19 protein-coding genes and 1 tRNA gene are annotated in these 25,403 nt (G+C 37.0%); 13 read left to right on the top strand and 7 right to left on the bottom strand.

The annotated features are described in order from the left end of the window. Window positions 1-19: 19 nt before the first annotated feature. From fahA to I597_RS09345, 3 genes are all read left to right on the top strand, one after another. The gene (gene fahA, locus I597_RS09355) at window positions 20-1,312 is read left to right on the top strand and encodes a fumarylacetoacetase (protein ID WP_035324968.1); all 1,293 of its coding nucleotides are present in this window, start codon (window positions 20-22) and stop codon (window positions 1,310-1,312) included. Between the two features lie 13 nt (window positions 1,313-1,325). Then, window positions 1,326-1,505, top strand: a complete 180-nt coding sequence (locus tag I597_RS09350; protein WP_035324969.1) for a hypothetical protein — start codon at window positions 1,326-1,328, stop codon at window positions 1,503-1,505. 133 nt (window positions 1,506-1,638) lie between these two features. Further along, window positions 1,639-2,967 (top strand): MFS transporter, encoded by a 1,329-nt coding sequence (locus I597_RS09345; protein ID WP_035324970.1) that lies wholly within the window; start codon window positions 1,639-1,641, stop codon window positions 2,965-2,967. A 130-nt stretch (window positions 2,968-3,097) separates the two neighbouring features. Here I597_RS09345 and I597_RS09340 read toward each other — a convergent pair whose 3' ends face one another. Next, a complete protein-coding gene (locus I597_RS09340; protein ID WP_035324971.1) occupies window positions 3,098-5,101 on the bottom strand; it encodes a LamG domain-containing protein in 2,004 nt (667 codons plus the stop codon). 104 nt (window positions 5,102-5,205) lie between these two features. On the opposite strand from I597_RS09340, the gene I597_RS09335 reads away from it, so the two are divergent. From I597_RS09335 to I597_RS09325, 3 genes are read left to right on the top strand one after another with little or no spacing between them, the layout of a single operon-like run. Next, on the top strand, window positions 5,206-5,724 hold the full coding sequence (locus I597_RS09335; RefSeq protein WP_021779299.1) for an RNA polymerase sigma factor: 519 nt from the start codon (window positions 5,206-5,208) through the stop codon (window positions 5,722-5,724). 40 nt (window positions 5,725-5,764) lie between these two features. Further along, window positions 5,765-6,667, top strand: a complete 903-nt coding sequence (locus tag I597_RS09330; protein ID WP_035324972.1) for a FecR family protein — start codon at window positions 5,765-5,767, stop codon at window positions 6,665-6,667. Beyond that, a complete protein-coding gene (locus tag I597_RS09325; RefSeq protein ID WP_035324973.1) occupies window positions 6,660-8,951 on the top strand; it encodes a TonB-dependent receptor plug domain-containing protein in 2,292 nt (763 codons plus the stop codon). The genes I597_RS09330 and I597_RS09325 overlap by 8 nt, the downstream gene beginning before the upstream one ends. On the opposite strand, the gene I597_RS09320 is transcribed toward I597_RS09325, so the two are convergent. Next, window positions 8,948-9,460, bottom strand: coding sequence for an adenine phosphoribosyltransferase (locus tag I597_RS09320; RefSeq protein WP_035324974.1), 513 nt, complete (start codon window positions 9,458-9,460; stop codon window positions 8,948-8,950). The genes I597_RS09325 and I597_RS09320 overlap by 4 nt on opposite strands. Before the next feature lie 201 nt (window positions 9,461-9,661). On the opposite strand from I597_RS09320, the gene I597_RS09315 reads away from it, so the two are divergent. After that, window positions 9,662-9,735: transfer RNA gene (locus tag I597_RS09315), tRNA-Arg, on the top strand. 65 nt (window positions 9,736-9,800) lie between these two features. Here the strand turns inward: I597_RS09315 and I597_RS15150 are convergent. The 3 genes from I597_RS15150 to I597_RS09305 form a co-directional block, all read right to left on the bottom strand. Continuing rightward, on the bottom strand, window positions 9,801-10,139 hold the full coding sequence (locus I597_RS15150; RefSeq protein WP_394357293.1) for a DUF6134 family protein: 339 nt from the start codon (window positions 10,137-10,139) through the stop codon (window positions 9,801-9,803). A gap of 60 nt (window positions 10,140-10,199) precedes the next feature. Further along, window positions 10,200-10,817, bottom strand: coding sequence for a MarC family protein (locus tag I597_RS09310; protein WP_035324975.1), 618 nt, complete (start codon window positions 10,815-10,817; stop codon window positions 10,200-10,202). Between the two features lie 153 nt (window positions 10,818-10,970). Further along, window positions 10,971-12,002: a LacI family DNA-binding transcriptional regulator gene (locus I597_RS09305; protein WP_035324976.1), complete on the bottom strand. Its 1,032-nt coding sequence runs from the start codon at window positions 12,000-12,002 to the stop codon at window positions 10,971-10,973. Between the two features lie 134 nt (window positions 12,003-12,136). Between I597_RS09305 and I597_RS09300 the strand changes: the two genes are divergently transcribed. From I597_RS09300 to I597_RS09280, 5 genes are all read left to right on the top strand, one after another. After that, on the top strand, window positions 12,137-14,800 hold the full coding sequence (locus I597_RS09300) for a TonB-dependent receptor domain-containing protein (protein ID WP_035324977.1): 2,664 nt from the start codon (window positions 12,137-12,139) through the stop codon (window positions 14,798-14,800). Between the two features lie 77 nt (window positions 14,801-14,877). Beyond that, window positions 14,878-16,185: an amylo-alpha-1,6-glucosidase gene (locus I597_RS09295; RefSeq protein ID WP_035324978.1), complete on the top strand. Its 1,308-nt coding sequence runs from the start codon at window positions 14,878-14,880 to the stop codon at window positions 16,183-16,185. Between the two features lie 152 nt (window positions 16,186-16,337). Further along, window positions 16,338-17,945 (top strand): sodium:solute symporter family protein, encoded by a 1,608-nt coding sequence (locus tag I597_RS09290; RefSeq protein ID WP_035324979.1) that lies wholly within the window; start codon window positions 16,338-16,340, stop codon window positions 17,943-17,945. Window positions 17,946-17,956: 11 nt separating this feature from the next. Next, window positions 17,957-19,087 carry a glycerate kinase gene (locus I597_RS09285; protein ID WP_035324980.1) on the top strand — a complete coding sequence of 377 codons (1,131 nt, stop codon included), beginning with the start codon at window positions 17,957-17,959 and terminating at the stop codon, window positions 19,085-19,087. Next, the gene (locus I597_RS09280) at window positions 19,084-20,058 is read left to right on the top strand and encodes a type I phosphomannose isomerase catalytic subunit (RefSeq protein WP_035324981.1); all 975 of its coding nucleotides are present in this window, start codon (window positions 19,084-19,086) and stop codon (window positions 20,056-20,058) included. Before I597_RS09285 ends, I597_RS09280 begins: the two co-directional genes overlap by 4 nt. Window positions 20,059-20,268: 210 nt before the next feature. Here the strand turns inward: I597_RS09280 and I597_RS09275 are convergent, their stop codons facing one another. After that, on the bottom strand, window positions 20,269-21,237 hold the full coding sequence (locus tag I597_RS09275) for a type I phosphomannose isomerase catalytic subunit (RefSeq protein ID WP_035324982.1): 969 nt from the start codon (window positions 21,235-21,237) through the stop codon (window positions 20,269-20,271). Between the two features lie 57 nt (window positions 21,238-21,294). Beyond that, window positions 21,295-22,104, bottom strand: coding sequence for a dolichyl-phosphate beta-glucosyltransferase (locus I597_RS09270; RefSeq protein WP_035324983.1), 810 nt, complete (start codon window positions 22,102-22,104; stop codon window positions 21,295-21,297). 185 nt (window positions 22,105-22,289) lie between these two features. Here I597_RS09270 and I597_RS09265 point away from each other — a divergent pair, with 185 nt between their 5' ends. Continuing rightward, window positions 22,290-25,379: a membrane protein gene (locus tag I597_RS09265; RefSeq protein ID WP_035324984.1), complete on the top strand. Its 3,090-nt coding sequence runs from the start codon at window positions 22,290-22,292 to the stop codon at window positions 25,377-25,379. Window positions 25,380-25,403 lie beyond the last annotated feature (24 nt).

The raw sequence follows: 25,403 nt of genomic DNA, 5'->3' as shown, positions 1-25,403 counted from the left end.
ACTTATTAAAACATATAGAATGCCTCTATCTGCAAACGATCCTTCTAGAAAAACGTGGCTTGACACGCCTAAGAATACAGACTTTCCCATACAGAATATTCCTTTTGGGGTGTTCTTAACTCGTGATGATGTAATTACAATAGGTACACGCATAGGTGATTATGCGATAGATCTAGGCGCGCTACATCAGTTAGGGTACTTTAAAGGAATACCTCTTACAGATGATATCTTTTTACAAGACACGCTTAATGACTTTATTGCAGATGGTCGCAAGACGTGGCGACTCGTACGTAATCGCATTTCTGAAATCTTTGAGGAAAGCAACGCAGCACTGCGTGACAATGCAAAAGATCGTGACGTGGTTATCTTTAAACTGGATGAAGTAGAAATGCAACTTCCAGTACAGATAGGTGATTACACAGATTTTTACTCAAGTATTGAGCACGCGACTAATGTGGGTACAATGTTCCGTGGAGAAGAAAACGCGCTTATGCCTAACTGGCTTCACCTACCTGTCGCATATCACGGTCGTAGCTCTTCTGTAATACCTTCTGGAATACCTGTACACAGACCAAAAGGACAAAAGCTACCTAATGGAGCGACAAACCCAATATTTGGCCCATCAAGACTTATAGATTTTGAACTTGAGATGGCTTTTATAACAACAGATGCAAATAATCTAGGAGAATCTATCTCTACAGAAAATGCCGAAGAAAATATTTTTGGACTTGTACTATTTAATGACTGGAGTGCACGTGATATTCAAAAATGGGAGTATGTGCCATTAGGACCATTTCTTGCAAAAAACTTTGCCTCATCTATCTCTCCGTGGATTGTCACACTAGATGCACTTGAGCCTTTTAGAGTAGAAAGTCCAGCGCCTAAAAAAGAGCTTTTACCTTATCTTAAGTTTGAAGGTAAAAAGAGTTTTGACATTAACCTTGAGGTGGCATTACAGCCAGAAGGTATGAAGGAGACTACCGTGTGTAAGTCTAACTTTAAATATATGTACTGGAATATGAGCCAGCAGCTTGCACACCACACAGTAAATGGTTGCCCAGTAAATGCTGGAGATATGATGGGTAGTGGTACACTATCTGGATCTACACCAGACTCATACGGTTCTATGCTTGAGTTATCGTGGAGAGGTGAGAAACCAGTAAAACTTAAAGAAGGTGGTGATCGCAAGTTTATAGAAGATAATGATACGGTAATTATACGTGGTTACTCTAAGTCTAAGGATTACCCACGTATTGGTTTTGGCGAAGTATCAACTAAGCTATTACCAGTTTTTGAGCCTAAAACAAAATAAGCATACCGAGTAAATGAAGACAATAGCTTTATACCTTGTAATGCTACTAGCGGTCTCTTTTTATGCTAGTGCACTGCTACTAGCCTACTGGTTACTATGGCTTATTTTTGGCAAAATAGCCGCGGCGACCATACTGCTCGTACTAATAGGGATAACGGTAGTAAGAGTACAATTAAAGAAAAGAAGATCGTAAGGTCTTCTTTTTTTTTACGCTTTCGCGAAAGCGTATACACAACTCTAAACAATCATTCTTTGTAAACACCTTGTAAAATAGGTGTATATTTAGAGACAGTATAAGAAACATCCCTCCTGCTTAGACATACTATATGCTCACATCTACATTTAATAAACTTTACGATTACCTCAATAATGAAAGTAAAGACCGTGTATGTAAAGGCATAACAGATGAGGCGTGTGATCACGTTGCAAAAAACTTTTTTGCCATACTCTTGACTCACACTTTTACAAAACTAGGTGACACGCTCAGTAACCCAAAAACTGTACTCACCTGGTTAATGAATTATGTAAACGCCCCTGTGTTCCTTATAAGTCTTATAGTTCCTATACGTGAGTCTGGTGCTCTTATCCCGCAAGTAGCCATCTCAAATTATGTTAAAACAAAACCCATACGTAAATATATATGGATAGCCGGATCTATTATACAAGGCCTCTCCATCGCAGGTATAGGTCTTGTGGCCTTACATTTTGATAAACAGGTGGCGGGATGGTTAATAATACTTTGCTTAGTGATATTTAGTCTTGCGCGCAGTCTAGCCTCGGTAAGCTCTAAAGATATAAAGGGTAAAGCCATACCAAAAACTCGTAGAGGAAAACTAGGTGGGTACACCTCTTCCTTTTCTGGTATACTCGTGCTCATAGCGGGTTTATATATCACCTATACTTCAAAAACTACAGAAAACATACAGTTTTATACTAACCTAATCTTTTTTGCGGCCTCTATGTGGATTATTGCATCATTCATTTATGCCTCAATAAAGGAGTTTCCGAGCTCGGTAAACAAGGATGATAGCGAGCGCAATGGAATCATAGATAATTTTAAGTTGCTCAAAGAAGATACACATCTAAGAGATTTTGTAATCGCTAGGTCACTCTTATTATGCTCTGCCCTGTCTGCTCCATTTTATGTGACAGCAGCACAAACTAATGTAAAAGACACGAGTTACCTTCTAGGTTTACTCATCATATCTAACGGGCTGGCGTCAATTGTAAGCTCACCATACTGGGGTAAAATGGCAGATAAATCAAGTAAAAACACAATGGCATATGCAATTACTATTGCCTCAATTTGCGGGCTTGTGCTATTTTTTATTATCTCTTTTGGCAATGACCTTAAAACGCAACTATGGTTATATCCTATTGCATTCTTTATACTGGGTATCGCACACAGTGGCGTGCGTCAAGGAAGAAAAACCTATGTCATCGATATGGCCACTGGTGATGATAGAACAAACTACGTCTCTGTAAGTAATACTATCATAGGTCTTATACTTCTCGTAACCGGTGGGATAAGTGCTCTTTTATCACTTATCTCTGTAGAGAGTGTGATACTTGCACTCTCCATAATAGGTCTTCTAGGAGCCGTAAAAAGCTACAAATTACGCAATGTAGAAAAGTCTACAGAAGACGATGAGTAATCTACTAGCTATAAATACGATACGTCTTACGCTTTCGCGAAAGCATAAAACACAACAGTATAATAAAATAAAGGGCTATCTGAGAAGATAGCCCTTTATACAACTTAATAACCTTAAAAATTAAGCTGCTCTATAGACAGGTATAACAATCACCCTCTAGTGCATAGAGCTGACTGATTTCAGTAGGATTTAAAGTACTATTATACACTCTAAGGTCATCTAGATAACCCTGAAAGCCCTGTCCAAGTGTGTATACATTAAGTGCTGTACTTCCTATATCTAGTACAGCGTTTGTAATTTCATTACGTAAAATACCGTCTCTGTAAAGTCTCACCGTATTACTCTGATCTACAGTTACCACAAGGTGATGCCAGTCTGTATTAGTCCAAGTAACATCCACCTCGTTAGACCAGTCTTCATCCCAAATACTAAAGTTTCCACTAGAAAAAATGGGTGCGTTAAGGTCATATGCACCTAGTTGAAACCCTTCTCCAGAAGAAGTTCCTTTTTGAAAAAACACCTCGTAATCTCCAGGGTTTTCGTTTTGCATTTTAAACCAAATGCTTATAGAGAATGCGTCTCCCTGTAACAGTGTATTATCATCTGTCACGGGTATTGTAAAATCATTTTGTGCAAAAGCAATTGCACAGTGATCATTACCATCTCTGTCTACCACACAGTCATTAAGAGCAGTCTCATTATAATAACCGCTCAAAAGTTCTAATGGATACTCAGACATAGGCATATAGATTATAGCCTCTTCAAGAAACAATTGTGGGTTGTCACAACAATCTACCACAGTGAGGTCTAAGAATATAATTTTATATGTACTAGGATCACTAAGTAAACTTATACGAGACCAGATTACTATATCACCAGTAAACTCATACGTTTCTGGATTAGAAATAGCATTTATCTCTGCCATTGCATCTTCTTCAGAAATGTAGTAATCTACATTTACCTCTGTGGTATCACAACCTAAAAGAGCAGCTTCTAGATCTAGGCTAGCTTCATTTGTAGTACCATTATCGCACACACCCAGTATGGCACTTGTAAAACAATCTAGTGGTTCATTAAAACAGTTACGTTCAAAAACTAGGGTGTCGTCACCTCGTTGCATTAATAATGTGGTCGCGCTGCACTCTGTAACTGTCCAGTCGCCTTGTAACTCTTGACTAAGCACTGGGATACTTGTAAACGAGAGAACACCACCTAAGTCAGACTGTGAGGTAGACCAAGTAGACTCAACAAAAGTGTTTACATCATAAAAGAACATATAACCATCTTCTGAACTAAAGAAAAAGGTATAATTACTTAAGGTATTTTCCTCATTATATGATGTGATTTGCCAGTAACAACTCGTCAGGTATTGATCTATTTGCTCTTCTGGACAGCCTTGTTGCGTCTCGAAGTCTACACCATCATCCTCATCACAACTTGATACCGCTTCAACAAGAGCATCTTCTAGGGCTGTATAGTCTGTAATCTCTACGATGGTACCATCGTGATTTAATAATGATATAGGAAATGCAACTCCTACTACATTGCTACTGCCTGTGTAAGAGGTTATAAATCCTAGTAGCTGTGCATCGCTACTTACAGTGACAGTTTCGGCAACCTGAAATACTGGATCAAATGTGTTGAAGGTAATAGGATATTGAAAATCTACACATTCTATATCTATATCTGATAATGAAGGATCACTACAAGTCTCTACGAGGGCATCCATTTCATCTTGTGAAGTTGCAGTAACAACTTCGTGATTCATTAAAATCACATCTACAGGATAGTTTATAGTAATAGAATCTTCAGGGTGCTCATAATGATGTTCTTCTACTGTAATTAAATCTTCTTGATTCTCTACGGTAAAGGTAGATGAGCCTAGCTCAATAGTCATAGGCAACACCATCTCAAGGCAGCTCGCTCTGTCTATAATATTATCTATAGAGCCATCATTAAGCGCCACATTATGCATAAACTGTAACAGTTGTGCACTTGCATTTGCCTCGTTTATCACCTCTATAAGCGACTCATCTTGAGATAAATCGTCTTGACAACTCACTGCGCCTATAAGCACTATAAATAGCGATAGGCTAGCGAGGTAATAACGTAAAGACAGGTTTTTAAAAATCATAATGAAGTAATCGCTTGAGTGATTACAATTATAGAACATCTACATTTAAAAAACTCCTACCTTGCCTTAGTAATTATAAGTGTTTATTTAATATTGCAGTATCAATGAGTAGTAAAAATAAAGAAGGTGTTTGCAAAGAAACTGTTTATAACAGGGTCTTTAACGCGCATTCTAAAAACCTATTCAACTTTTTATATTACAAATACGGAAGCCTCTACAACCCTGAGGATAAGGTGCAAGAAGCATTTGTGAAGTTATGGGAAAATTGCTCAAAAGTACCCGAGGCCAAAGCAAAGAGTTATCTCTTTACCATCGCAAATAACCTTACACTTAATGCTTACGCACATCAAAAGGTAGTTTTAAAGTTTAGACAAACTAAGCCACAAAGCTATACTAATGAGTCTCCAGAATTTGTACTAGAAGAACAAGAGTACAACGCACGACTACAAGCGGCCATTGCAAATTTAAGTGAAGCACAACGTAGCGCATTTCTATTAAACAGAATAGAAGGGAAAAAACACAAAGAAATTGCAGAGATGCTAGGCATCTCAAAAAAAGCAGTCGAAAAGCGTATTTATGGAGCGCTAGCAAAGCTTAAAAAAGAAATTACAGAACTTAAGTAGGACTTTCTTAACGCACACTGTTATATACACAGGTAATACTATGGAAAGAGAACAATTAATATCAAAATGGCTAGACAACGAGCTTTCTGAAGCAGAGCTACAGGCGTTCAAAAGTCTTGAAGACTATGATGATCTCGTGCGCATCGCAGAGACCACAAAGCAACTAGAACCGCCAGTATATCATACTCCCGGAGAGTACAAGAGACTAAGAAAAACATTAGATACAGATAAAAAATCTGTTACAATATATTTAAAACCGCTACTTAAAATTGCAGCAGTTCTCATCTTATTTGCTGGTATTTACTATGCAACAACCTCAACTCAAAAAACAGTAAATCTACAAACAGACATTGCCCAAAAAGAAGTTATTACCCTACCAGATAACTCTGTAGTTACTGTAAATGCAATGACTACTTTATATTATGACCCAACCACTTGGGATGATAACAGAGCCGTAACGCTAGATGGTGAAGCATATTTTCTGGTAGCTAAAGGCGCAACTTTTAGTGTAGAAACCCCTAATGGGCTCGTCTCAGTACTAGGCACACAATTTAATGTACGTACAAGAGATCAATATTTTGAAGTATATTGCTATGAAGGCTCTGTACAAGTAGAGACAGCAACAAAAACTGTGATATTAAAACCTGGAGACCGCTTTCGCGAAAGCGTAAAAATCTCAAGTAACACACCTCAATCTACCACACTACAACCATCTTGGGTACGTGACGAAACTTCTTTTGAAAAAACACCTCTTAAAGAAGTGCTTAAAGAATTTGAAAGACACTATGATGTATCTGTAAAGGTTGACAAGGAGATTGAAAATGTGCTCTTTACAGGTTCTTTTACTCATACCAATATGAAAATTGCCTTAAAGTCAATAAGCTTACCGTTTAATTTATCCCATAAAAAACAGGGAAATAAGGTAACTTTATCTCGTGACTAAAAAAGGAGTACTTATATGCTGTACCTTACTTTGTTGCTTATTTTTTTCTGATTTAAAATCTCAAGAACAAAATACAGCAACCGTTCCTCTAGCCACAGTTTTAAGCAAAATAGAGACACTCTTTAATGTGAGCTTTTCTTATGCAGATCATATTGTTGCTCCTGTATATACAAAGGATTTACTAGATAATAGTACGCTAGCACAAGCACTATCTCTTATAGAGAACACCACAGATTTAAGCTTTGACTTTCTTAATGAACGTTTTATAGTCATCACAGAAAATATTATAAATGAGGTCCAAGAGCTTGACCAGATTTACATCTCAAACCTTCTTACTACCGGGATTTCAAAATCTAGATCTGGGGTAACACGCATAAAACCGGCACAGTTTGGTATACTACCGGGTATTATAGAACCAGATGTTTTACAAACGGTACAGGCATTACCCGGTATTATAAGTACAGAAGAAACTGTGTCTAATGTTAATATAAGAGGTGGTACAAATGATCAAAATCTTATTTTATGGGATGGTATAAAAATGTATCAATCTGGACATTTTTTTGGTCTCATATCTGCTTTTAACCCTTATCTAACTAAACGTGTAGAAGTAATTAAAAATGGCACAAGTGCACGATATGGAGATGGTGTATCTGGAACTATAAATATCGAGCTAGATGACAAGGTTGCTACAGATTATGAAGGGAGTATAAGTGCAAACTTACTCCATTTTAAAGGCTATACAACTTTACCGCTTTCTAAAAAAATCACCCTCTCACTCTCTGCAAGAAGGTCTAATACAGACTTTATACAAAGCCCTACATATACCAGCTATACAGATCGCATTTTTCAAGACACAGACTTGAGTGTAAATAGTGATAAAGACTCACAAGTATCTGACCTTAACTTCTACTTTTATGATGTAAGCACAAACCTTATTTACGATATCACAGAAAAGGACAATCTAAAAATAAGCGCCACTAGTATTTACAACAAATTAGGTTATGATGAGACTATCAAAGCACTAGACATTAATGAACGTAGTGGTATTAATCAAAGTAATAATGGAGTGCGACTAGCTTATACCAGAAAGTGGAATGATAAGCACACTACAGATTTTACACTTTATCTATCTAACTATAATCTTAATGCACGTAATTTTAATTTAGAAAATGGCCAGCAACTAGATCAAGAAAATGAGGTACTTGATATAGGGTCAAAATTACAGCTAAGCAGTAAACTAAGTGACTCCTTTATATGGAACAATGGATATCAATTTACAGAGGTAGGCGCACGTAATCTCGCTCAGACTAATAGACCTGTTTTCTTTAATAATACCCGCGATGTGATACGCACACATAGTCTATACTCTGAGCTTTCATATTTATCACCTTCTAAGGAAACTCAATTTATTACTGGTGTAAGAGGTAATTACCTAGATGCGTTTAATACGGTTATTATAGAGCCTAGAGTACGCTTTAGCCAGCGAGTTTTGAGTTATTTTAAATTAAGCGCCTTAGGTGAATTTAAAAGTCAATCTATCTTTCAGATCATAGATCAACCTAATGACTTTTTGGGATTACAACGCAGTCGCTGGGTCGCTGCAAATGATGACACGCTACCCGTTTTAAAAAGTAAACAAGCCTCGGTGAGTCTTGATTACACTCAAAACAAGTGGTTATTAAGCCTAGAAGGCTACATAAAAAATGTAGATGGAATTTCCTCTCGTAGTCAAGGCTTTCAAAATCAGTTTCAATTTACAAATGCGGTAGGCTCATATGATGTGATGGGTATAGACTTCTTAGTAAATAAACAGTTTAATAAGTTTGGCTCTTGGCTATCTTACTCGTTTAGTAAAAATAATTTTGATTTTGAAAGTTTAAATAATGGCAGTCGCTTCCCTAATAACACAGATATAAGGCACTCTCTCACTTATGGCTCTACGTATACCATTAATGATTTTAAATTTTCTTTAGGTTTTAACTGGCGTACAGGCACACCTCTTACACAACCACGAGAAGAACAACCCATTGTAAATGGAGAAATTATTTATGACTTACCCAATAGTAGTCTCTCAGATAGCTTCTTACGTTTTGATATATCTGCTATATACAAGTTTCAACTTTTTGATAAAGACGTACAGGTAGGAGCATCTGTCTGGAACTTACTAGACAACAATAATATTCTCAACACTTATTATCTAATTAACAGTGAAGATGAAATTCAAAAAATCACGGTTAAGTCGCTAGGTATCACCCCTAACTTTAGTCTTCAGTACAGTTTTTAATAAGTTATAGCAGCAGCAACGTGTTTACCTGGCAGCTTGCTTCTACCATTTAAGAAATCGAGTTCTATAATAAAATTACACTGTACTACCTCTCCCCCTAGCTCCTCAATCATTGCAGCTACCGCTGCAGCCGTCCCACCAGTGGCGAGTACATCATCGTGAAGTAACACTTTATCTCCAGGCTTTATAGCGTCACTGTGCATCTCTAGCACATCTGTACCATACTCGAGATCATATTCTTTCTTAATGGTAGTATAAGGTAGTTTATTAGGCTTGCGCACGGGTACAAATCCAGCATTGAGTCTTTTTGCAAGTAGTGGTCCATAAAAGAAACCTCTCGCTTCAATTCCTACTACTACATCTATTGCTACTTCTGGCACTAGTGTGTATAGAATTTCTTCCGCTTTCGCGAAAGCGGTCTTATCTCCCAGCAAAGGTGTAATATCTTTAAAAATAATTCCTTCTTTAGGAAAGTCTTGAACGTCTCTTATGTAGTCTGAAATTTGCATAGATAAAGCGAGTATTTATAGTACTAAGATATATAAAAGTTTCTGCCTTAAATTAATCTATGATGTAAAACACTGAATGAACGACAACTATACTTTTGTATAGAAAAACAATCTCATTTTTTTTATCTTTTACTTGTGCATAACAATAAAATGATTGTATATTTGCACCCCGAAACAAATAAGTAATTATTGTTTCTAAAAGGCCTCGTGGCGCAACTGAATAGCGCACTTGATTACGGCTCAAGAGGTTACAGGTTTGAATCCTGTCGAGGTCACAAAAACCTTACAATCAAATGATTGTAAGGTTTTTTTATTTCTACACATTCTTATAATTGAACTTTTACATCTTAGTTGTAGCTACGAGTTCAAATTGTATAACCCCACCGTCTATACTTGCTTTTATAAGTCTCCCGTCTTTATAGAAGTAAAGGTTTTCTAGGCCTTTGGCATTTACCTTTTTATAAGAGTGATTACCCAGCGCTACTAGTTTATTAATACTTCCATCCTGCTCAGAATAACAGCTCGTTAAACCTATGGGCTCTTCAAAATATAATTGGATGGTCGTATAATTAATAGGTTCTTTATAGAACTGAGGCCTTTTATAATCTCTAGAGATTATAAAAAGGCTGTCTTGTTTTCTTGTATATGTTTGAGCACGCGGTTTATCATTTACAAATATATCAACGTCTGAGGTTTAATTTATAGTATATCTCACAACTCACGTTTAGAACGAGCTTACTTATGATAAGTTAAACGAAATTTTAATCCCTTCTATTATCATCCCAGTACCTATTATACCAATGATTAATCCCATAATCTTACCTATCACAGAGATCACATTATTACCTAAGACTTTTACGATAAAATCGCTTGCGCGAAATGTGATATATGTCAATAAGCACATAAGCCCAAAAATTAAAATTACAAGACCTATTTGCATATAACTCGCATCTGCAACAGAGTTCATCGCAGTAACAATGGTACCCGGTCCCGCTATTATAGGTATAGCTAGAGGTGATATCGCAATATTTTCATCTACATCTACCGTTTTGAGGTGCTTTACACTAGACTTCTTAGACTGAAGTAAATCAAAACCTATAAGAAAAACGAGTATCCCTCCAAAAATTTTAAAAGCTGGAATTGTTATGTGAAATAATTCAAAAATAAACTTACCTAATAGTACAAACAGAGCTACAATAATAAAGGCCACTATTGTGGCTCTCTTATTAATATCCTTTTTTACCTTTTTACTGGCACCATCTGTAAGTGACAAGAAGATTGTCATATTTGATATAGGGTTTGTAATCGCAAAAAAACTGGTAAATACGGTTAAAGAAAAAGTAAGAAGGTCCTCCATTATTACGAGTGTTTGTGATTTATTAGACCATTTTCAATTTAGAGAAATTGCTCTATTTTAAAAATCATTAAGGCATACTAATGTACTATAAATAGTCATAATTGATGTTTTTTGTAGTACGCTTTCGCGAAAGCGTAAAAAGAAACTTGCAAGCTAGCTTAATTTTAATGTAGATTCCCTTACTATAAGTTCCGTGTTAATCTCTACGGTTTTACTAGTGGTCATTTCTGTATCACTCTCATTCTCTATCTCACTAATAAGATATGATACTGCAGTCTTCCCTATCAAATTACCAGGCTGACTTACAGTCGTGAGATTGGGCTCTACTATTTTTGAGCTTTTTGAATTACTGAAGCCCACAACGGCAATCTCCTCTGGGATTCTAATATTTGATTTATTAAGAGTCTGTATGACCCCTATTGCGGCACTATCTGTTATGGCAAAAATAGCATCTGGTCTTTTTTTGAGACTTAATAAAATATTAGTCATACGCTTCCCTTGAGTTAGAGAGATGTCATCTACACTTAATATAATTTTATCGTCTACAGCAATATTATGAGCTTCTAGGGCTTTTATATATCCTTTGTAACGCTTCTGTGAGGTATAAGAAAACTCACCCTCTTTTATAATGGCTATTCTTCTCTTTCCTATATTAATAAGATGCTCTACTGCATTAAAAGCGGCTTGCTCATCATTAATAGTTATTTGAGTACAAGGTATTTTTTCTGAGACTTTATCAAATAGAATTAATGGTACTGTATGTGCGATGGGTAATATAGTATCTATGTTGCGAGTCATCTTTGTAAGAGAGGCAAGTATCCCATCTACGCCAAATTGTATCATTGTATTGAGCATCTCATTCTGGCTGGTAACATCATTATTAGACTCAGATATAATAACACGATATCCTTTTACAGCAGCTTCTTCTAGTATACCCCTCACTATGGTAGTTGTAAAATAGTGCGTTATGGTAGGTACAATAACCCCTATAATATTAGACTTATGTTTTCTAAAACCTTTTGCAAAAATATTAGGCACGTAGTGTAACGCATTTGCAAGCTCCTGTACTTTTGCCTTTGTTTCTTTACTTATGTCTGGATGATCATTAAGTGCTCTAGAAACGGTTGATATTGAGATATTTAATTTTTTTGCAATAGTCTTAAGGGTAGTTACCTCTTTCTTCATAACATAAAATTAACTAAAATTTAAAGTTGCAAACGTTACCGCAATCGTTTGCATACAAATATGATAAATTATTAGCATCATTTTTATGAATATGAAAATATATTTACATAGAAAATCAATTAAACGCATTTATAATGAAAAAGATACTACTCAGTTTACTACTCGCTATGAGCGCTGTTGTAAGTTTCTCGCAAACGGAAATTTCAGGAACAGTAAAGGATAATACAGGTATGCCTATACCTGGTGCAAATGTGACTATAGATGGTACTACAGAAGGTACCGTATCAGATTTTGACGGAAACTTTATTTTCTCTACAAGTCTTACTGGCCCACAAACGCTTCTTACTTCGTATGTTGGGTATAAAACATTTACAGAAACTATAACATTAAACGGATCCCCACTTAGTTATAATATTGTCTTACAAGATGGTAATGCCCTAGATGAAGTTGTGCTTACTGCATCATCTACTTTTAGATCTCAAAAACAGGCTCCTCTATCTATAAGTTCTGTAAAACAAGAAGAGATCACAAAGTTATCTGCAAACAGTCAGGCAGATATCCTTCGTGGTGTCCCAGGTATTACCGCAGAAGGTGGTGGTGGTGAGACTGCAACAAATCTCTTTGTGAGAGGTTTACCCTCTGGAGGACAGTATGTATTTAACCCGTTACAATATGACGGTATGCCACTTATGAGCACCTTTGGTCTTAACTCATCTGCTCACGATGTGTATGCAAGACCAGATATAGGCTTTAAAGGTGTAGAGTTTGTTAGAGGTGGTGCTGCAGTTTTATATGGTGCAGGGTCTGTGGCTGGTATTATTAACTATACTAGTAAAACAGGAGATACAAATGATGAAAACATCATAAATCTAGAATACGGTACAGAGGGTCGTCTTAAAACAGATTTTTACACCGGAGGAAAACTAGGTGGTGAAGACTCAAATACATTTTATGCATTTACGGGATTTATAAGAAAAGATAGCGGTCCTATAGATACAGGTCTTGATACGCGTGGAGTACAGTTTAGAGCAAATATTAAAAAGAAGTTTGATAATGGATCTTTTACTGTGCACGGACAATTTATTAACGACAGAGCCCAGTTTTACTTACCTCTCCCACTGCAAGGAGGATCAAGAGACCGTATAAATGGTAACGATGGTGAACCTGTAGAGCAGTTACTAGCAGGAGACCTTGCAAATACGTCTTTCCGTACACCAGGAGGTGCTTACACAAGCCCTATAGATGATGGTGTTTTTACAAGTGGAGGCTACCTTATGGCAGATTTTGATTATAATCTTTCTGACAACTTACAGTTTGATGCAAAAGCAAAATATGCAAACTATGAGCACAACTTTGCTCTTTATGTAGGTGGTAATGGTGATTATGGAAACCCAATTACGTTAAACGACTATGTAGCAGCCGTTGCTCCAGATAATACTGGCTTTAATGCAACTTATCAAAATGGGGCTGGTGGACAAATAGATGGTAATGACCTCGTAGTAGAAAATCTACACGTAGACCGTTTACGACCTATGACAGACTACTCTGGGGAGGCTAACTTAGTTTATAAAACAGAAAATAGAAATCACACGTTTACATTAGGAACATATCTTGCCAGAACAGAAGCAGAGGATGTAAACTATCAATACAGAGTGCTGTCTGAATTTAATAATGATCCTCGTCTCGTAAACCTTAATTACACAGATGCTGGAGGTAGCAATGTCATCTACTCTACTGGTGGTTTATACAACCGTATAGGTATGACCTCAAATAACTTTTTAGATCAAAGCAGGACTGCTTTTTATCTTACAGATGAGATGGTTTATGATAGATGGCGCTTTGATGTAGGTGTACGTATTGAGAATACTGCAGGAACATTTAGAAGAGGTGGTATTGCTACCTCTGAAGTATATGAAAATGATGAACTTACAGATAATCTTCAGAATGTATCATATGCAGATGGCAGCTTTGCCGTAGGAGAAATAGATGCTACAGACTGGGCTGTATCACTTGCCGGTCTTTATGAACTTACAGAGGCTACAAACTTGTATGCAAACTTCTCAAGAGGTTTTTTCTTCCCTCAACAAAGAGGTTTTGCTCCTACCCCAGGCATAAGAGAGACTAACTATGATGCAGAAACAATTATACAAGCAGAAGCTGGAGCAAAATTTGGTACAGCAGCCTTCTCTGGATCTGTGGCCGGTTATTATGTAAACTTAAGTGACCGTATACGTATAGATCAAGCTATCGTAGGAGGACAACTTGTAGACCAAGCCAGAAGTGAGCAAACCACACGTACTGTAGGTCTTGAAGCAACAGGTAACTACAGATTATCTGACGCCTTTAGTATAAATGCTACGGCAACATATCAAAATCACGAAATTACCCAAAACGAAACCCTGAATCTAGTTGATAATACCAGTGCCACTATAAACGAAGGTAATGAGATCGCGAGACAACCTAAATTTTTAGGAAGTCTAGGTCTTAACTACAGTCAGAAAAAGTTTGATGCAAACTTTAGCCTAAATCATACAGGAGCAAAGTTTACAGATGACACAAATAATGTAGAGCTAGATGCGATAACTATTGCAAGACTTGGCGCTGGTTATACTTTTGAGACACAAGATGACAACTCCCTTAGAGTTGGTATGTCTGTGTTTAATCTTTTTGACAGCAGTGGCCTCACCGAGGGTAACCCTCGCGCAGGTATTGCTGGGCAGTCTGGAGATGGAGAGTTCTTTTTCGGGAGACCTATCCTACCACGCAGACTTTTCTTGACTGCTACTTTTAATTTTTAATTTACTTGTTAATTAGTTTGTTAGGGCTCATTATTTACAATAGGTAGATAATGAGTCCTTATTAATCATTTTACTATATGAAAATATTACAGCAAAGAGCGATTGATGTATTAAATAAAAACTGGAAAGATACCTTTAGTATTCCTTGTGCAAACCTCTACCCTTTTCAATGGTTTTGGGACTCTGGTTTGATTGCTATTGGTTTTGCACATTTTGATATGCCTAAGGCAGAAAAAGAAATAGAAACACTACTAGATGCACAGTGGGATAATGGATTTATACCTCACATCATTTTTCACACCGAAACAGACACCTATTTTCCAGGAGCAGATTTTCATAAATCAAGTTTACACCCACAATCTTCAAAAAAATATAAATCTACTGGAATGACCCAACCGCCAGTTACAGGATTTGTGCTTAAAGAACTCTATGATACCAGTGATAACAAAAAAGCCTCACTAGCCTTTGTACAATCTGTAATAGATAAGGTATATCACAATCACGAATACTTTTATAATAAACGTGACCCTCAAGACGAGGGCCTTGTTTACATTTATCACAACTGGGAGTCTGGCACAGATAACTCACCTATATGGGATGATATCTGGAAAACAATGAATCCCCCAGATTATACTTTTGAGAGGAGAGATACTACACACGTAGATGCTTCTGAGAGACCATCAAAAAGAGAGTATGACCACTACCTACACATCATTGAGATAGCAAAAGCACATAACTATGATGATGCAAAAATTGCAGAGCTGTCTCCTTTTCTGGTACAAGACCCTCTTTTTAATGCAGTTCTTATAAAGTCTAATAAATGTCTTATTGAACTGTATGAACTGCTAGGAGATAACGATGATAAAATTGCACAACTCAAAAAATGGCAAGACAAGGCTGTAAAGTCATTTGATAACAAATTATTTGATAAAGAGGTAGGTGCATACATTCACTACGACTTACGTAATGAAAAGCCACTACCCTATCTATCCTCATCATCATTTGCTCCCTTGTTTTCCGGTATTCCTTCACCAGAACGTGCAGAAACAATGGTGAAGACTATGATGAAAAAATTTGGAGGTGACCGTCAATACCTATGTGCATCATTTGATCCTACTAGTGAGCGCTTTAATCCAAAAAAGTACTGGAGAGGACCAGTATGGGTGAACCTCAACTGGATGCTTTATAAAGGTCTCACCTCTTATGGATACAAGGATATCGCAGCGCGCGTAAAAGAAGATACCATTGCTCTTATAGAAAAAAATGGTTTTTATGAATATTTTGACTCTAGAAAGGAAATGCATACGGACGGCAGCGGCGGTTATGGTGGTAATGACTTTTCTTGGAGTGCAGCGCTATTAATAGATTTATTAAGCAAAGAGTAAAACATACTAAGTTCCCCCATTTATTCTAAGTATGTATCTCCCTGTAGGTTCTTATAAGAAGTCTAATACATTACTTTTAAATATTTTACAGGGAGTATTACGCTTTCGCGAAAGCGTAAATATCACAACTACTAATCATCAAAGCATAAGAAATGAATTATATAGATTACATTATCATTGTCGTGTATCTCCTCGGTTTCTTAGGAATAGGCTATTTCTTTAAAGAAAATAACAACTCAAAAGATTACTTTCTAGGAGGGCAGTCTATGGGGTGGTTTCCGCTCAGTTTATCGACTATGGCTACGCAGCTGTCTGCCATAAGTTTTATTTCGGCACCGGCATTTGTAGGGCTTAAAGATGGTGGAGGTTTACAGTGGTTAACTTATGAGTTTGGGGTGCCACTTGCAATGGCGTTCTTGCTTATAGCTATAATCCCGTCTTTATATAAGTCTGGTATCGTAAGTGTTTATGAGTATCTAGAAAAAAGATTTGATGCCTCCTCACGTTTGCTCATTAGCTTTGTTTTCCAGATAAGTAGATCTGTTGCGACAGGTGTGATGGTGTATACTATGGCGCTTATTTTACAAGCCACCATTGGTATAGATTTCTGGATTTCTGTGCTTATTATAGGTGTCATCACGATGATATATTCTTTTCAAGGAGGTATGAAGGCTGTGATATGGGGAGATGTGATACAAATGTGCATTCTCTTTTTTGGTATTATAGTGTGTCTTGTTTATGGAATAAGTGAGCTAGGTGGTTTTGAAAATTTCTTAACTAATGTAGATCAAGATAGGCTTACCGCTGTAGATTTTTCTAAGTGGGGATTTGATAATGCAGATAAGAATGATGAATTTGGATTCTGGCCTATGGTAATAGGAGGTTTCTTTTTATATGCCTCATATTATGGTACAGATCAAACACAGTCGCAGCGCCTTCTCTCTGCAAAAGGAATGCCTACCATAAAGAAATTACTACTTGCAAATGGCCTCTTTAGATTCCCAATAACACTTACCTATTGTATAATGGGTCTCGTGCTAGGAACCCTACTTATACAAGACGCAGGTTTTCAAGAACTTTTAGATAGTGTGTATCAAACTAACATCTCTTCTTTAGAAGGTAAAAAAGCAGATTTGATGGTGCCTGTTTTTATCATCAAGTATTTACCTAATGGTATTATAGGTATTCTTATTGTAGCAATTATGTCTGCAGCTATGTCTTCATTGAGTTCTACGGTAAACTCCCTATCTGCAGTGACTCTTGAGGATTTTATTAAACGTTTTAAACCTAATATGACAGATAAGCAATATGTAATGAACTCTCGTTTACTTTCGGTATTCTGGGGGCTTGTATGTTTATTTTTTGCCTTTTTTGCAGGTAGTATAGAGGGTACTGTAATAGAGGTTATAAATAAAATAAGCTCCATCTTTTATGGACCTATTCTTGCCGCATTTATACTTGCTATATTAACTAAAAAGACACACGCCCTAGGCGCAAACATAGGTATTGTAGCGGGTGTACTCTTTAATATGTATTTATGGCTTTATGTCCCTGCTATATTCTGGTTCTGGTGGAACGCTATAGGATGTATCGTTACTATGGCAGTAGCTTACAGTATAAGTCTTATTATAAAACGAGAGCTTAAAGAAGGTCTTGAAGTCTTCTTCTATAAAGCAGGAAAAAGGGAAGTAATTATCCTCTTGAGCTATTTTATAGTCATTGTGATTCTTGCAATGTCTATGCAACGTATTTTAAGCTAATTTGAGATATTGTGAAGATAGTTTTAGCACCAGATAAGTTCAAAAATTCCCTTACAGGATTACAGTTTTGTGATGCCGTAATAGATGGGATACATTCTGTTTGTACAGATATTGATATTATAAAACTTCCTCTGGCAGATGGTGGAGATGGTACCATAGAGGTTGTAAATTATTATCTTAAAGGTGAGCATATAGATGTGGCTGTAAGTAATCCATTTTTTGAAAAAGTAATAGCTACTTACCTTTATGCCCCACAAACTCAAACAGCCTTTATAGAAATGGCAGAAGCCTCTGGAGTAAAATTACTGTCAGAACAGCATTTAGATTGTAAAAACGCAACCACCTTAGGCACTGGTGAGATGATTGTAGATGCTATAAATAAAGGCGCTACAAAAATTATACTAGGTATAGGCGGTAGTGCAACAAATGACTGTGGTATAGGTATGGCTACAGCTTTAGGATATCAGTTTCTTGACAAAAATGGAAACACAGTACATCCCATAGGTGCAAATCTCTCTAGCGTTGTCACAATAGACGCTAGTGCAATACACCCAGGTCTTGCAAATGTAAATTTTGAAATCGCCTGTGATGTGAAAAACCCCCTTTACGGCACTAACGGTGCTGCACAAATATATGCAGCCCAAAAGGGAGCAACACGAGATGATATCACTTTGCTAGACCAAGGACTTAAGGATATAGCGCAAGTTATAGAGAACCATTCTAATATAAACCCACAACGTATAGAAGGTGCAGGTGCTGCTGGTGGTATGGGCATAGCCGCAAAGATTTTTTTAAATGGTAAACTTAGCCCCGGTATAGACCTTATAAAATCACTTTCAGATTTTGACAATCGTATCAAAGATGCAGACTGGATTATCACTGGTGAGGGTAAATTAGACAGCCAGACACTCTCTGGAAAGACCATTCAAGGAGTAATCACTTCTGCAAAAAGAAACAACAATAAAGTTGCCGCTTTCTGTGGGGCAATTGATCTTGATAAAATTAAACTAGAGCATATAGGGATTGTATATGCAGCCTCTATAATGGAAAAAGCGAGAGATCTTAATGACGCTTTCGCGAAAGCGGAATACTATCTACAACATATAGCAAGCACATTTGCAACAAAAAACTTACTTAGATGAAACTCTATCCCCTAAAATTCACCCCCGTTTACAGCTATCGTATTTGGGGAGGTGAAAAGTTAAAAACTGAACTCAATAAAAACTATGATCAAAACTCAATAGGTGAATCTTGGGAAGTGTCTGGTGTGCCAGGTAACGAGACTAAGGTGAGTGAAGGACCATTATCCGGAAAAACCTTAAAAGATCTCATAGAAACTTATAAGGATGAGCTGGTAGGTCAAAGTGTTTATGACAACTTTGGTTCAACATTTCCGCTATTAATCAAATTTATAGATGCAAAAAGTCCATTATCAATACAAGTTCACCCTAACGATGACCTCGCAAGACAAAGACATAACTCGTATGGGAAAAACGAGATGTGGTATGTTATGCAGGCCGAAAAAAAGGCCGAACTTATAGTAGGATTTAATAAAAGAGTCACTCAAGAAATCTATCAAGAACATCTACAAAATAACACGCTCCCAGAAATTCTTAACACCGAAAAAGTGAAAGAAGGTAGCGCTTATTATATTCCTGCAGGACGTGTACACGCTATAGGTGAGGGAGTATTAATTGCCGAAATACAACAAACCTCAGATATCACCTACCGGATTTATGATTATGACAGGATAGATAAGACCACTGGCAAAAAGAGAGATTTACATACCAATCTAGCGCTAGACGCTATAGATTATAATCATTATGCCTCTTATGAAACAGGTTATGAAACCTGTACTAATAAGGTTAATAAACTGATTTTTAGCCCATACTTTAAAACGAACTCATTGCATCTAAAAGATAGTTTCTCTAGAGATCTCAGCTCCATAAAATCATTTGTGATATATATATGTGTAGAAGGAGAGACTAGTTTACAATGTTTTAATACTACGTATGAACTTAGTAAAGGTGAAACTATTTTAATTCCAGCTACTATAGAGCATATAGACTTTACAACAAAAGGTGTAAAGTTACTAGAAGTACATATTACGTAACTCTTACCCTCTCGTACGTAACTATAAATTAATTCTTAAAAACGGTGATGAGGAATTAGAAAAAACAATCCGCAAACAACTTTTTATAGTTGATGCGGATTTATTTATGATCTAATAGTTCTGCTCTGTAATGCTTAATCTATTTAATGTAACAATAACAACAAAGTACATTATAGGTTTACAAAGATTTCTAAATCATAGATTTGTTGATTAATCAATATACACTTCTAGAAATTTTGCATTCTGAGCAAAAAAATATGCTTCTTCACTTTGTGCTGGTAAGAGAAGTGTTTCTCCCATAGATACTATCTCAGTTTTACCATTTACAGTTACAGATGCACTACCCTCAACACACATAAGGATTACAAATGAATCTAGGTTAGTAAATGATCTTTGAAAAGTACTATTTACATTAAAGCTATTTGTAGTAAAGTAATCACAAGCAACAACATTTTGTGATACATTATCTTCTACTTTACATTCTTTCTTACATTCTTCAGTAAACTCCTTAGTTGCTGCAACAGACTGGTCAAGGTGTAAATCGCTTTTTTGACCTTCCTTATCTGTGCGATCCCAGTCATATACTCTATAGGTGATATCTGAGGTTTGCTGTATTTCTGCTGCGAGCACCCCCGCTCCTATGGCGTGTATCTTTCCTGCCGGGATAAAATAAGCATCACCACGATTTACTTTTTCTTTATTAAATATATCATACACATTATCTCCTGTTACATCACGTAAGATCTCTGTATTTGCATTTTTATCTTTAAGACCTAATATAATTTCTGCTTCTTCTTCGTGATCCATTATGTACCACATTTCTGTTTTACCGTATGAGTTATGATCTCTTTGAGCCATCTCATCATCTGGATGTACTTGAACAGAAAGATTTGTCTTTGCATCTAGAAACTTTATAAGTAGCGGAAACTCATTTCCAAAACGCACATAATTTGCAGCTCCTACAAACTCACTGGTGTGGTTTTCTAAAAGTGATACTAATGACTCACCTTTATAATCTCCATTTGCTACTTGTGATATATTTCCTTCTATTCCAGATATTTCCCAGCTCTCACCAGTCGTATCGCTTGTACATTTCTTATTAAGTACCGTCTGAAGTTTTGATCCTCCCCAGATTTTTTCTTGAAGGATAGGTTCAAATTTTATTGGATAGATGTTCATAATAGTAGATTTGATGTGGATAAATGATGTTTTATGGGGACTAGGAAACAGTATTTATTATGCTGCTATAGAAAGTTCTGGAGTAATAGTATCTAGTGCAAAGTTTGTAGGTATGATATTTGCTGCAGTATTTCTTTGAAAAGCATAGTTGAACCAGATCTGTGTAAGATTCATAGGGATCTGTAAAGCGTCTTTCATTCCTAATTTTGAATCATCTACGTGTACCCATCTCATAAGTGGCTGCTCAAAGATGTTGTTCATCGTGTTTTCTTTTCCTAAGTAATTTTTAAGACGTAAGAAGATCTCTACGTCAAATAACCATCTACTAGTAAAAGCATTATCATATACTGCAGGTACGATGCTTCTTGTAAATACTTTTGCTCCACACTGCGTGTCTCTTATAGGTAATCCTAAGATTAATAAGATAAACTGCTTCACAAATTTTGAAAACATATTTCTCATAAAGTTGCGCTCTATCTCTCCGCTTCCTAAAGCGTTTCTAGAACCGAATACTACGAGCTTTCCCTCAGTCTTCAGAGTTTTAACGAGGTCCTTAAAATCTCTGAAGTCTGTAGAAAGGTCTGCATCCATAAATCCTATCGTAGAGATAGTAGACTTACTGTATAAAAATCTAGCTCCTGCTCTTACAGCGGTTGCTTTGCCAGAGTTCTTTTTTACATCTACAATGCTTATTGCATTAGGCGCTTGTTCTTTCATACTATAAAGAACCTCTAGCGTTTTATCTTTACTTCCATCGTTTACAAAACATAGGTGGTAATCGCGGTTTTCTTTAATGAAGTTTACAAATGCTTCTGTGTTAAGTCTCTTTTCTTCGTTGTAGCAAGGGATGATTATTCCAGTTTTCATAATGTGTGTTTGTGTGTTGTTATTGTTTTACAGGACAAACATACCTCCACAAAGCAGCTATTTTTTTGAATTTTCGATGGCTGGATTCTTTGTATCGACGGTTACCATTCGTCGAAGGATGAACCATTCGTCGAAAGAACTATCTTTGAATCAGAATATTAAAAAGGGTATCTTTTCACTCCCAAATGAAACAGTCTAAAACAAACAAATATTTAGTAAGTGCCGTACTCCTCGGAATGATTTTCCACGGGACGGCAATGTTTTTTACTGTAGAGCGCACTTATGACGCTCTTATACACCTGTTTTTTGCAAATCACTATGCGACTAACTGGTTTGAGCCTTGGAGTTATAGCTGGTATACTGGCTTTACAGTAATGGGTTACCCACCACTGGTGCATCAAACTATAGGAGCACTCTCTTATATAGGTGGTCTTAAATTTGGGATGTTTACCGTCGCCCTCACGGGAGTTGTACTATTTATTACTGGAGTGTATCGCTTTACGATGGTGCTTATACCTAATAAAAAGGTCGCTAATTACACTGCAGTGCTAGCCGTATTTAGTTCGTCCTTTGTAGAGACGCTCCATATATTTGGCCAACTACCTAGTATTATAGGGATCTCTGTATTAATGCATTGCTTACCGGAGATATATCTATGGGTAAAAACTGCGCGCAAACGGCACCTCTTTAAAGCACTGGCATTACTCTCGGTTACGGTTACTTCTCATCACGTGACTCCTATCTTTGGTATGGTTTTCTTCATATTCCCACTGTTAGGAATGGTGGTAATGGATGCTGCGAGAGAAAAAGTTAATAGTACAAAGGAGGTGACTGTTATCGCTTTCGCGAAAGCGGTATGGACCCACCTTAGACGCATCATTATATTTGGAGGATGTTCTTTGTTTCTTATCATCACGTGCATCTTGCCATACTGGGTAAATACTAAAAATAATCCCATCACGCAGGTGCCTATACCGCACGGATCGCGTGACAGCTTTCTTGAAGTACTCTCCTCGGGACTCGTTTTTTTTGTGATTCCTTGGGGACTTTTAATGTTCTTACTGCCTTATTTCTTTTATAGATATTATAGTAAGCGTCTTCTATTTTTTGGCATCTCGTTTACGTTACTTTTTATTTTGGGTACTGGTGGCACCACACCTATCCCGCTGGCAATGCTAGGCGAAAATGCCTTTAATATCCTCACCCTAGACCGCTTTACCTTATGGGCATCTATAATGGCACTACCGGTTTTTGGGGAATTTTGTTACCGATTTGTAGAGGGAGATTATAAGGACTACTTGCAAGAAAAATGTGGAACGCTGGTACATAGAGCATCTGGAGCATTTTTATCGCTACTATTTATTTTTATCGCCATATTTACAATTACCCTAGGAAAATTTAGACCGAGCCAGCCAGATGTGATTAAAATGACGCCTATCGTAAATTTCTTAAATGAAGATGAACATTATAAATGGCGATACTTACCACTAGGTTTTGGAGACCAGATGGCGTGGCTTTCTGCACAAACTAAGGCAACCACGGTAGATGGAGATTATCACTCTGCCAGAAGACTCCCAGAGCTTACCACACGAGCAGTAGAGCGTCTCGAAAACTCAAAATATAGAGGTATAGAAGGGATAGGCTCGCTACAGCAGTTTCTTACGGTACCAGAAAAGTATCATTTAAAATATGTGTTTTCTAATGATAAATTTTATGACCCACTACTCTACTTCACCGGTTGGCATAGATTGAGTTTACTAGAAAACGGTATTATGGTGTGGGAAAAAGCAGGTATTGCGCCTTTACCTAGTGTGCTGCCTAGAGAAGATGCACCGCTAGTTTTAAAACTTATGTGGGGAATCATTCCATTTTCAACAGTAATACTCGCAATACTATTGCATCTAGGTGCCTTGTGGACGCGATCTTTTAATAGAAAAAATGAGCTTCCATTATATTTTGCATTTGCTGCAAAATACAAACGAGCACCCTCCTTATTATACTGGGCTTCTATTTTATGGACGATTGTTTTGCTCATTATAATAGCCTATGCGGGATATCTATTTTATGTAAAAAACACTACACAACTCTCTGCAAGAAATGTGGTCACTGCCTATTATGATGCTGTAGATTTTAAAGAATTTGAGCGTGCGCACTCTTATATTGATCCAGAGAGTGATAAAAAACTCTCACAGTTTATGCTTGAGATATCGGTCTCAGATGGCCTGTTAAGTTCATATGCAAAGCTAGATAGCTTGCACATAGATATAACTCCTAAGACAGACACAACTGCTCAAGGTGTCGTAGATGCTACCTGGATTACACCCCTCAAGGAGATACAAACTCAAGATGAGCTGGAGCTCATTAAAAAGAAGAGCAAGTGGTACATTATACCTCAAAAGGTAGATCCAGACATCCCACCAGAGCAATTACTCATACAAAGTGGCACTCGGTATTATAATCACGGTAAGCGTGCCGTAACCTCAGAGCAAACCTTTCACGAAGATGTACTTAAACAGCCCGTTGTAGAGGTACTCTCTGCAAGACTGGTACAGCTAGACACAACCTATGCTATTGTAGGCGAAATACAGAATGTAGATAATATCCCTGCAGATATCTCTGTGACAGGAGCTTTGTATAATGAAGAAAATGAGGAGCTGGCAAGATTTAATGCAAAAGATGTAGTGAAGCATAAACTACTGCCTAAGGAAACAACGCTATATCGTATAAACTTTGAGGGTATTGCTTGGGCATCTGCGCTAGAAGAAAAGCCTACTACCTACGAGCCAGATACATTTACAGAGGTAGATCTTACAGATATCCCAGTAAACTTTGAGGTACAAGTAAGCGCAAACGTAGCAACAACAGATCTTTACCAAGCTGCAGACCTTTTTAATGTCACACAAAAAGACACAACCTTAAATGGTTTTCTCTTTAATACGAGTATAGAAGAAGCGACCATACCACAACTACTCATAGGTTATTATAATGAAGACAAGGAGTTGTTATGGGTAGAAAGCAGGTATATAGATGAGAGTGTGCGCCAGCAACGCAAACGCCCTTTTTCTGAAGTACTTTATACAGATGCATTACCTACAGAAGTTGCATCTGGACTAGCTACGGCCTCTGTAAATGGACTACCTAACCAGAGTATCTCTGATAAGGTGGTGCCTCAACGCAACGATGCTGGAACTAACCGTACGTTTATACCTGTAGCAAATATGCCGTATGCATATATCACCATCATCACAAATAACTATGTAGGTAATCCAAAATAATGAAGCGCTATACCCACATATCGC

The sequence above is a fragment of the Dokdonia donghaensis DSW-1 genome (genome assembly GCF_001653755.1).
GTDB lineage: Bacteria > Bacteroidota > Bacteroidia > Flavobacteriales > Flavobacteriaceae > Dokdonia > Dokdonia donghaensis.
Note: the sequence above shows the minus strand (reverse complement) of the source record. Positions and strands in the feature narration are given on the sequence as shown.

Excerpts from the sequence above, each read along its gene's own strand:
- I597_RS09290 (WP_035324979.1), top strand. The coding sequence starts at position 16,338 with ATGAATTATATAGATTACATTATCATTGTCGTGTATCTCCTCGGTTTC.
- I597_RS09350 (WP_035324969.1), top strand. The coding sequence starts at position 1,326 with ATGAAGACAATAGCTTTATACCTTGTAATGCTACTAGCGGTCTCTTTT.
- I597_RS09265 (WP_035324984.1), top strand. The coding sequence starts at position 22,290 with ATGAAACAGTCTAAAACAAACAAATATTTAGTAAGTGCCGTACTCCTC.
- I597_RS09295 (WP_035324978.1), top strand. The coding sequence starts at position 14,878 with ATGAAAATATTACAGCAAAGAGCGATTGATGTATTAAATAAAAACTGG.
- I597_RS09320 (WP_035324974.1), bottom strand. The coding sequence starts at position 9,460 with ATGCAAATTTCAGACTACATAAGAGACGTTCAAGACTTTCCTAAAGAA.
- I597_RS09275 (WP_035324982.1), bottom strand. The coding sequence starts at position 21,237 with ATGAACATCTATCCAATAAAATTTGAACCTATCCTTCAAGAAAAAATC.
- I597_RS09330 (WP_035324972.1), top strand. The coding sequence starts at position 5,765 with ATGGAAAGAGAACAATTAATATCAAAATGGCTAGACAACGAGCTTTCT.
- I597_RS09305 (WP_035324976.1), bottom strand. The coding sequence starts at position 12,002 with ATGAAGAAAGAGGTAACTACCCTTAAGACTATTGCAAAAAAATTAAAT.
- fahA (WP_035324968.1), top strand. The coding sequence starts at position 20 with ATGCCTCTATCTGCAAACGATCCTTCTAGAAAAACGTGGCTTGACACG.
- I597_RS09310 (WP_035324975.1), bottom strand. The coding sequence starts at position 10,817 with ATGGAGGACCTTCTTACTTTTTCTTTAACCGTATTTACCAGTTTTTTT.
- I597_RS09300 (WP_035324977.1), top strand. The coding sequence starts at position 12,137 with ATGAAAAAGATACTACTCAGTTTACTACTCGCTATGAGCGCTGTTGTA.
- I597_RS09345 (WP_035324970.1), top strand. The coding sequence starts at position 1,639 with ATGCTCACATCTACATTTAATAAACTTTACGATTACCTCAATAATGAA.
- I597_RS09280 (WP_035324981.1), top strand. The coding sequence starts at position 19,084 with ATGAAACTCTATCCCCTAAAATTCACCCCCGTTTACAGCTATCGTATT.
- I597_RS09335 (WP_021779299.1), top strand. The coding sequence starts at position 5,206 with ATGAGTAGTAAAAATAAAGAAGGTGTTTGCAAAGAAACTGTTTATAAC.
- I597_RS09270 (WP_035324983.1), bottom strand. The coding sequence starts at position 22,104 with ATGAAAACTGGAATAATCATCCCTTGCTACAACGAAGAAAAGAGACTT.
- I597_RS09340 (WP_035324971.1), bottom strand. The coding sequence starts at position 5,101 with ATGATTTTTAAAAACCTGTCTTTACGTTATTACCTCGCTAGCCTATCG.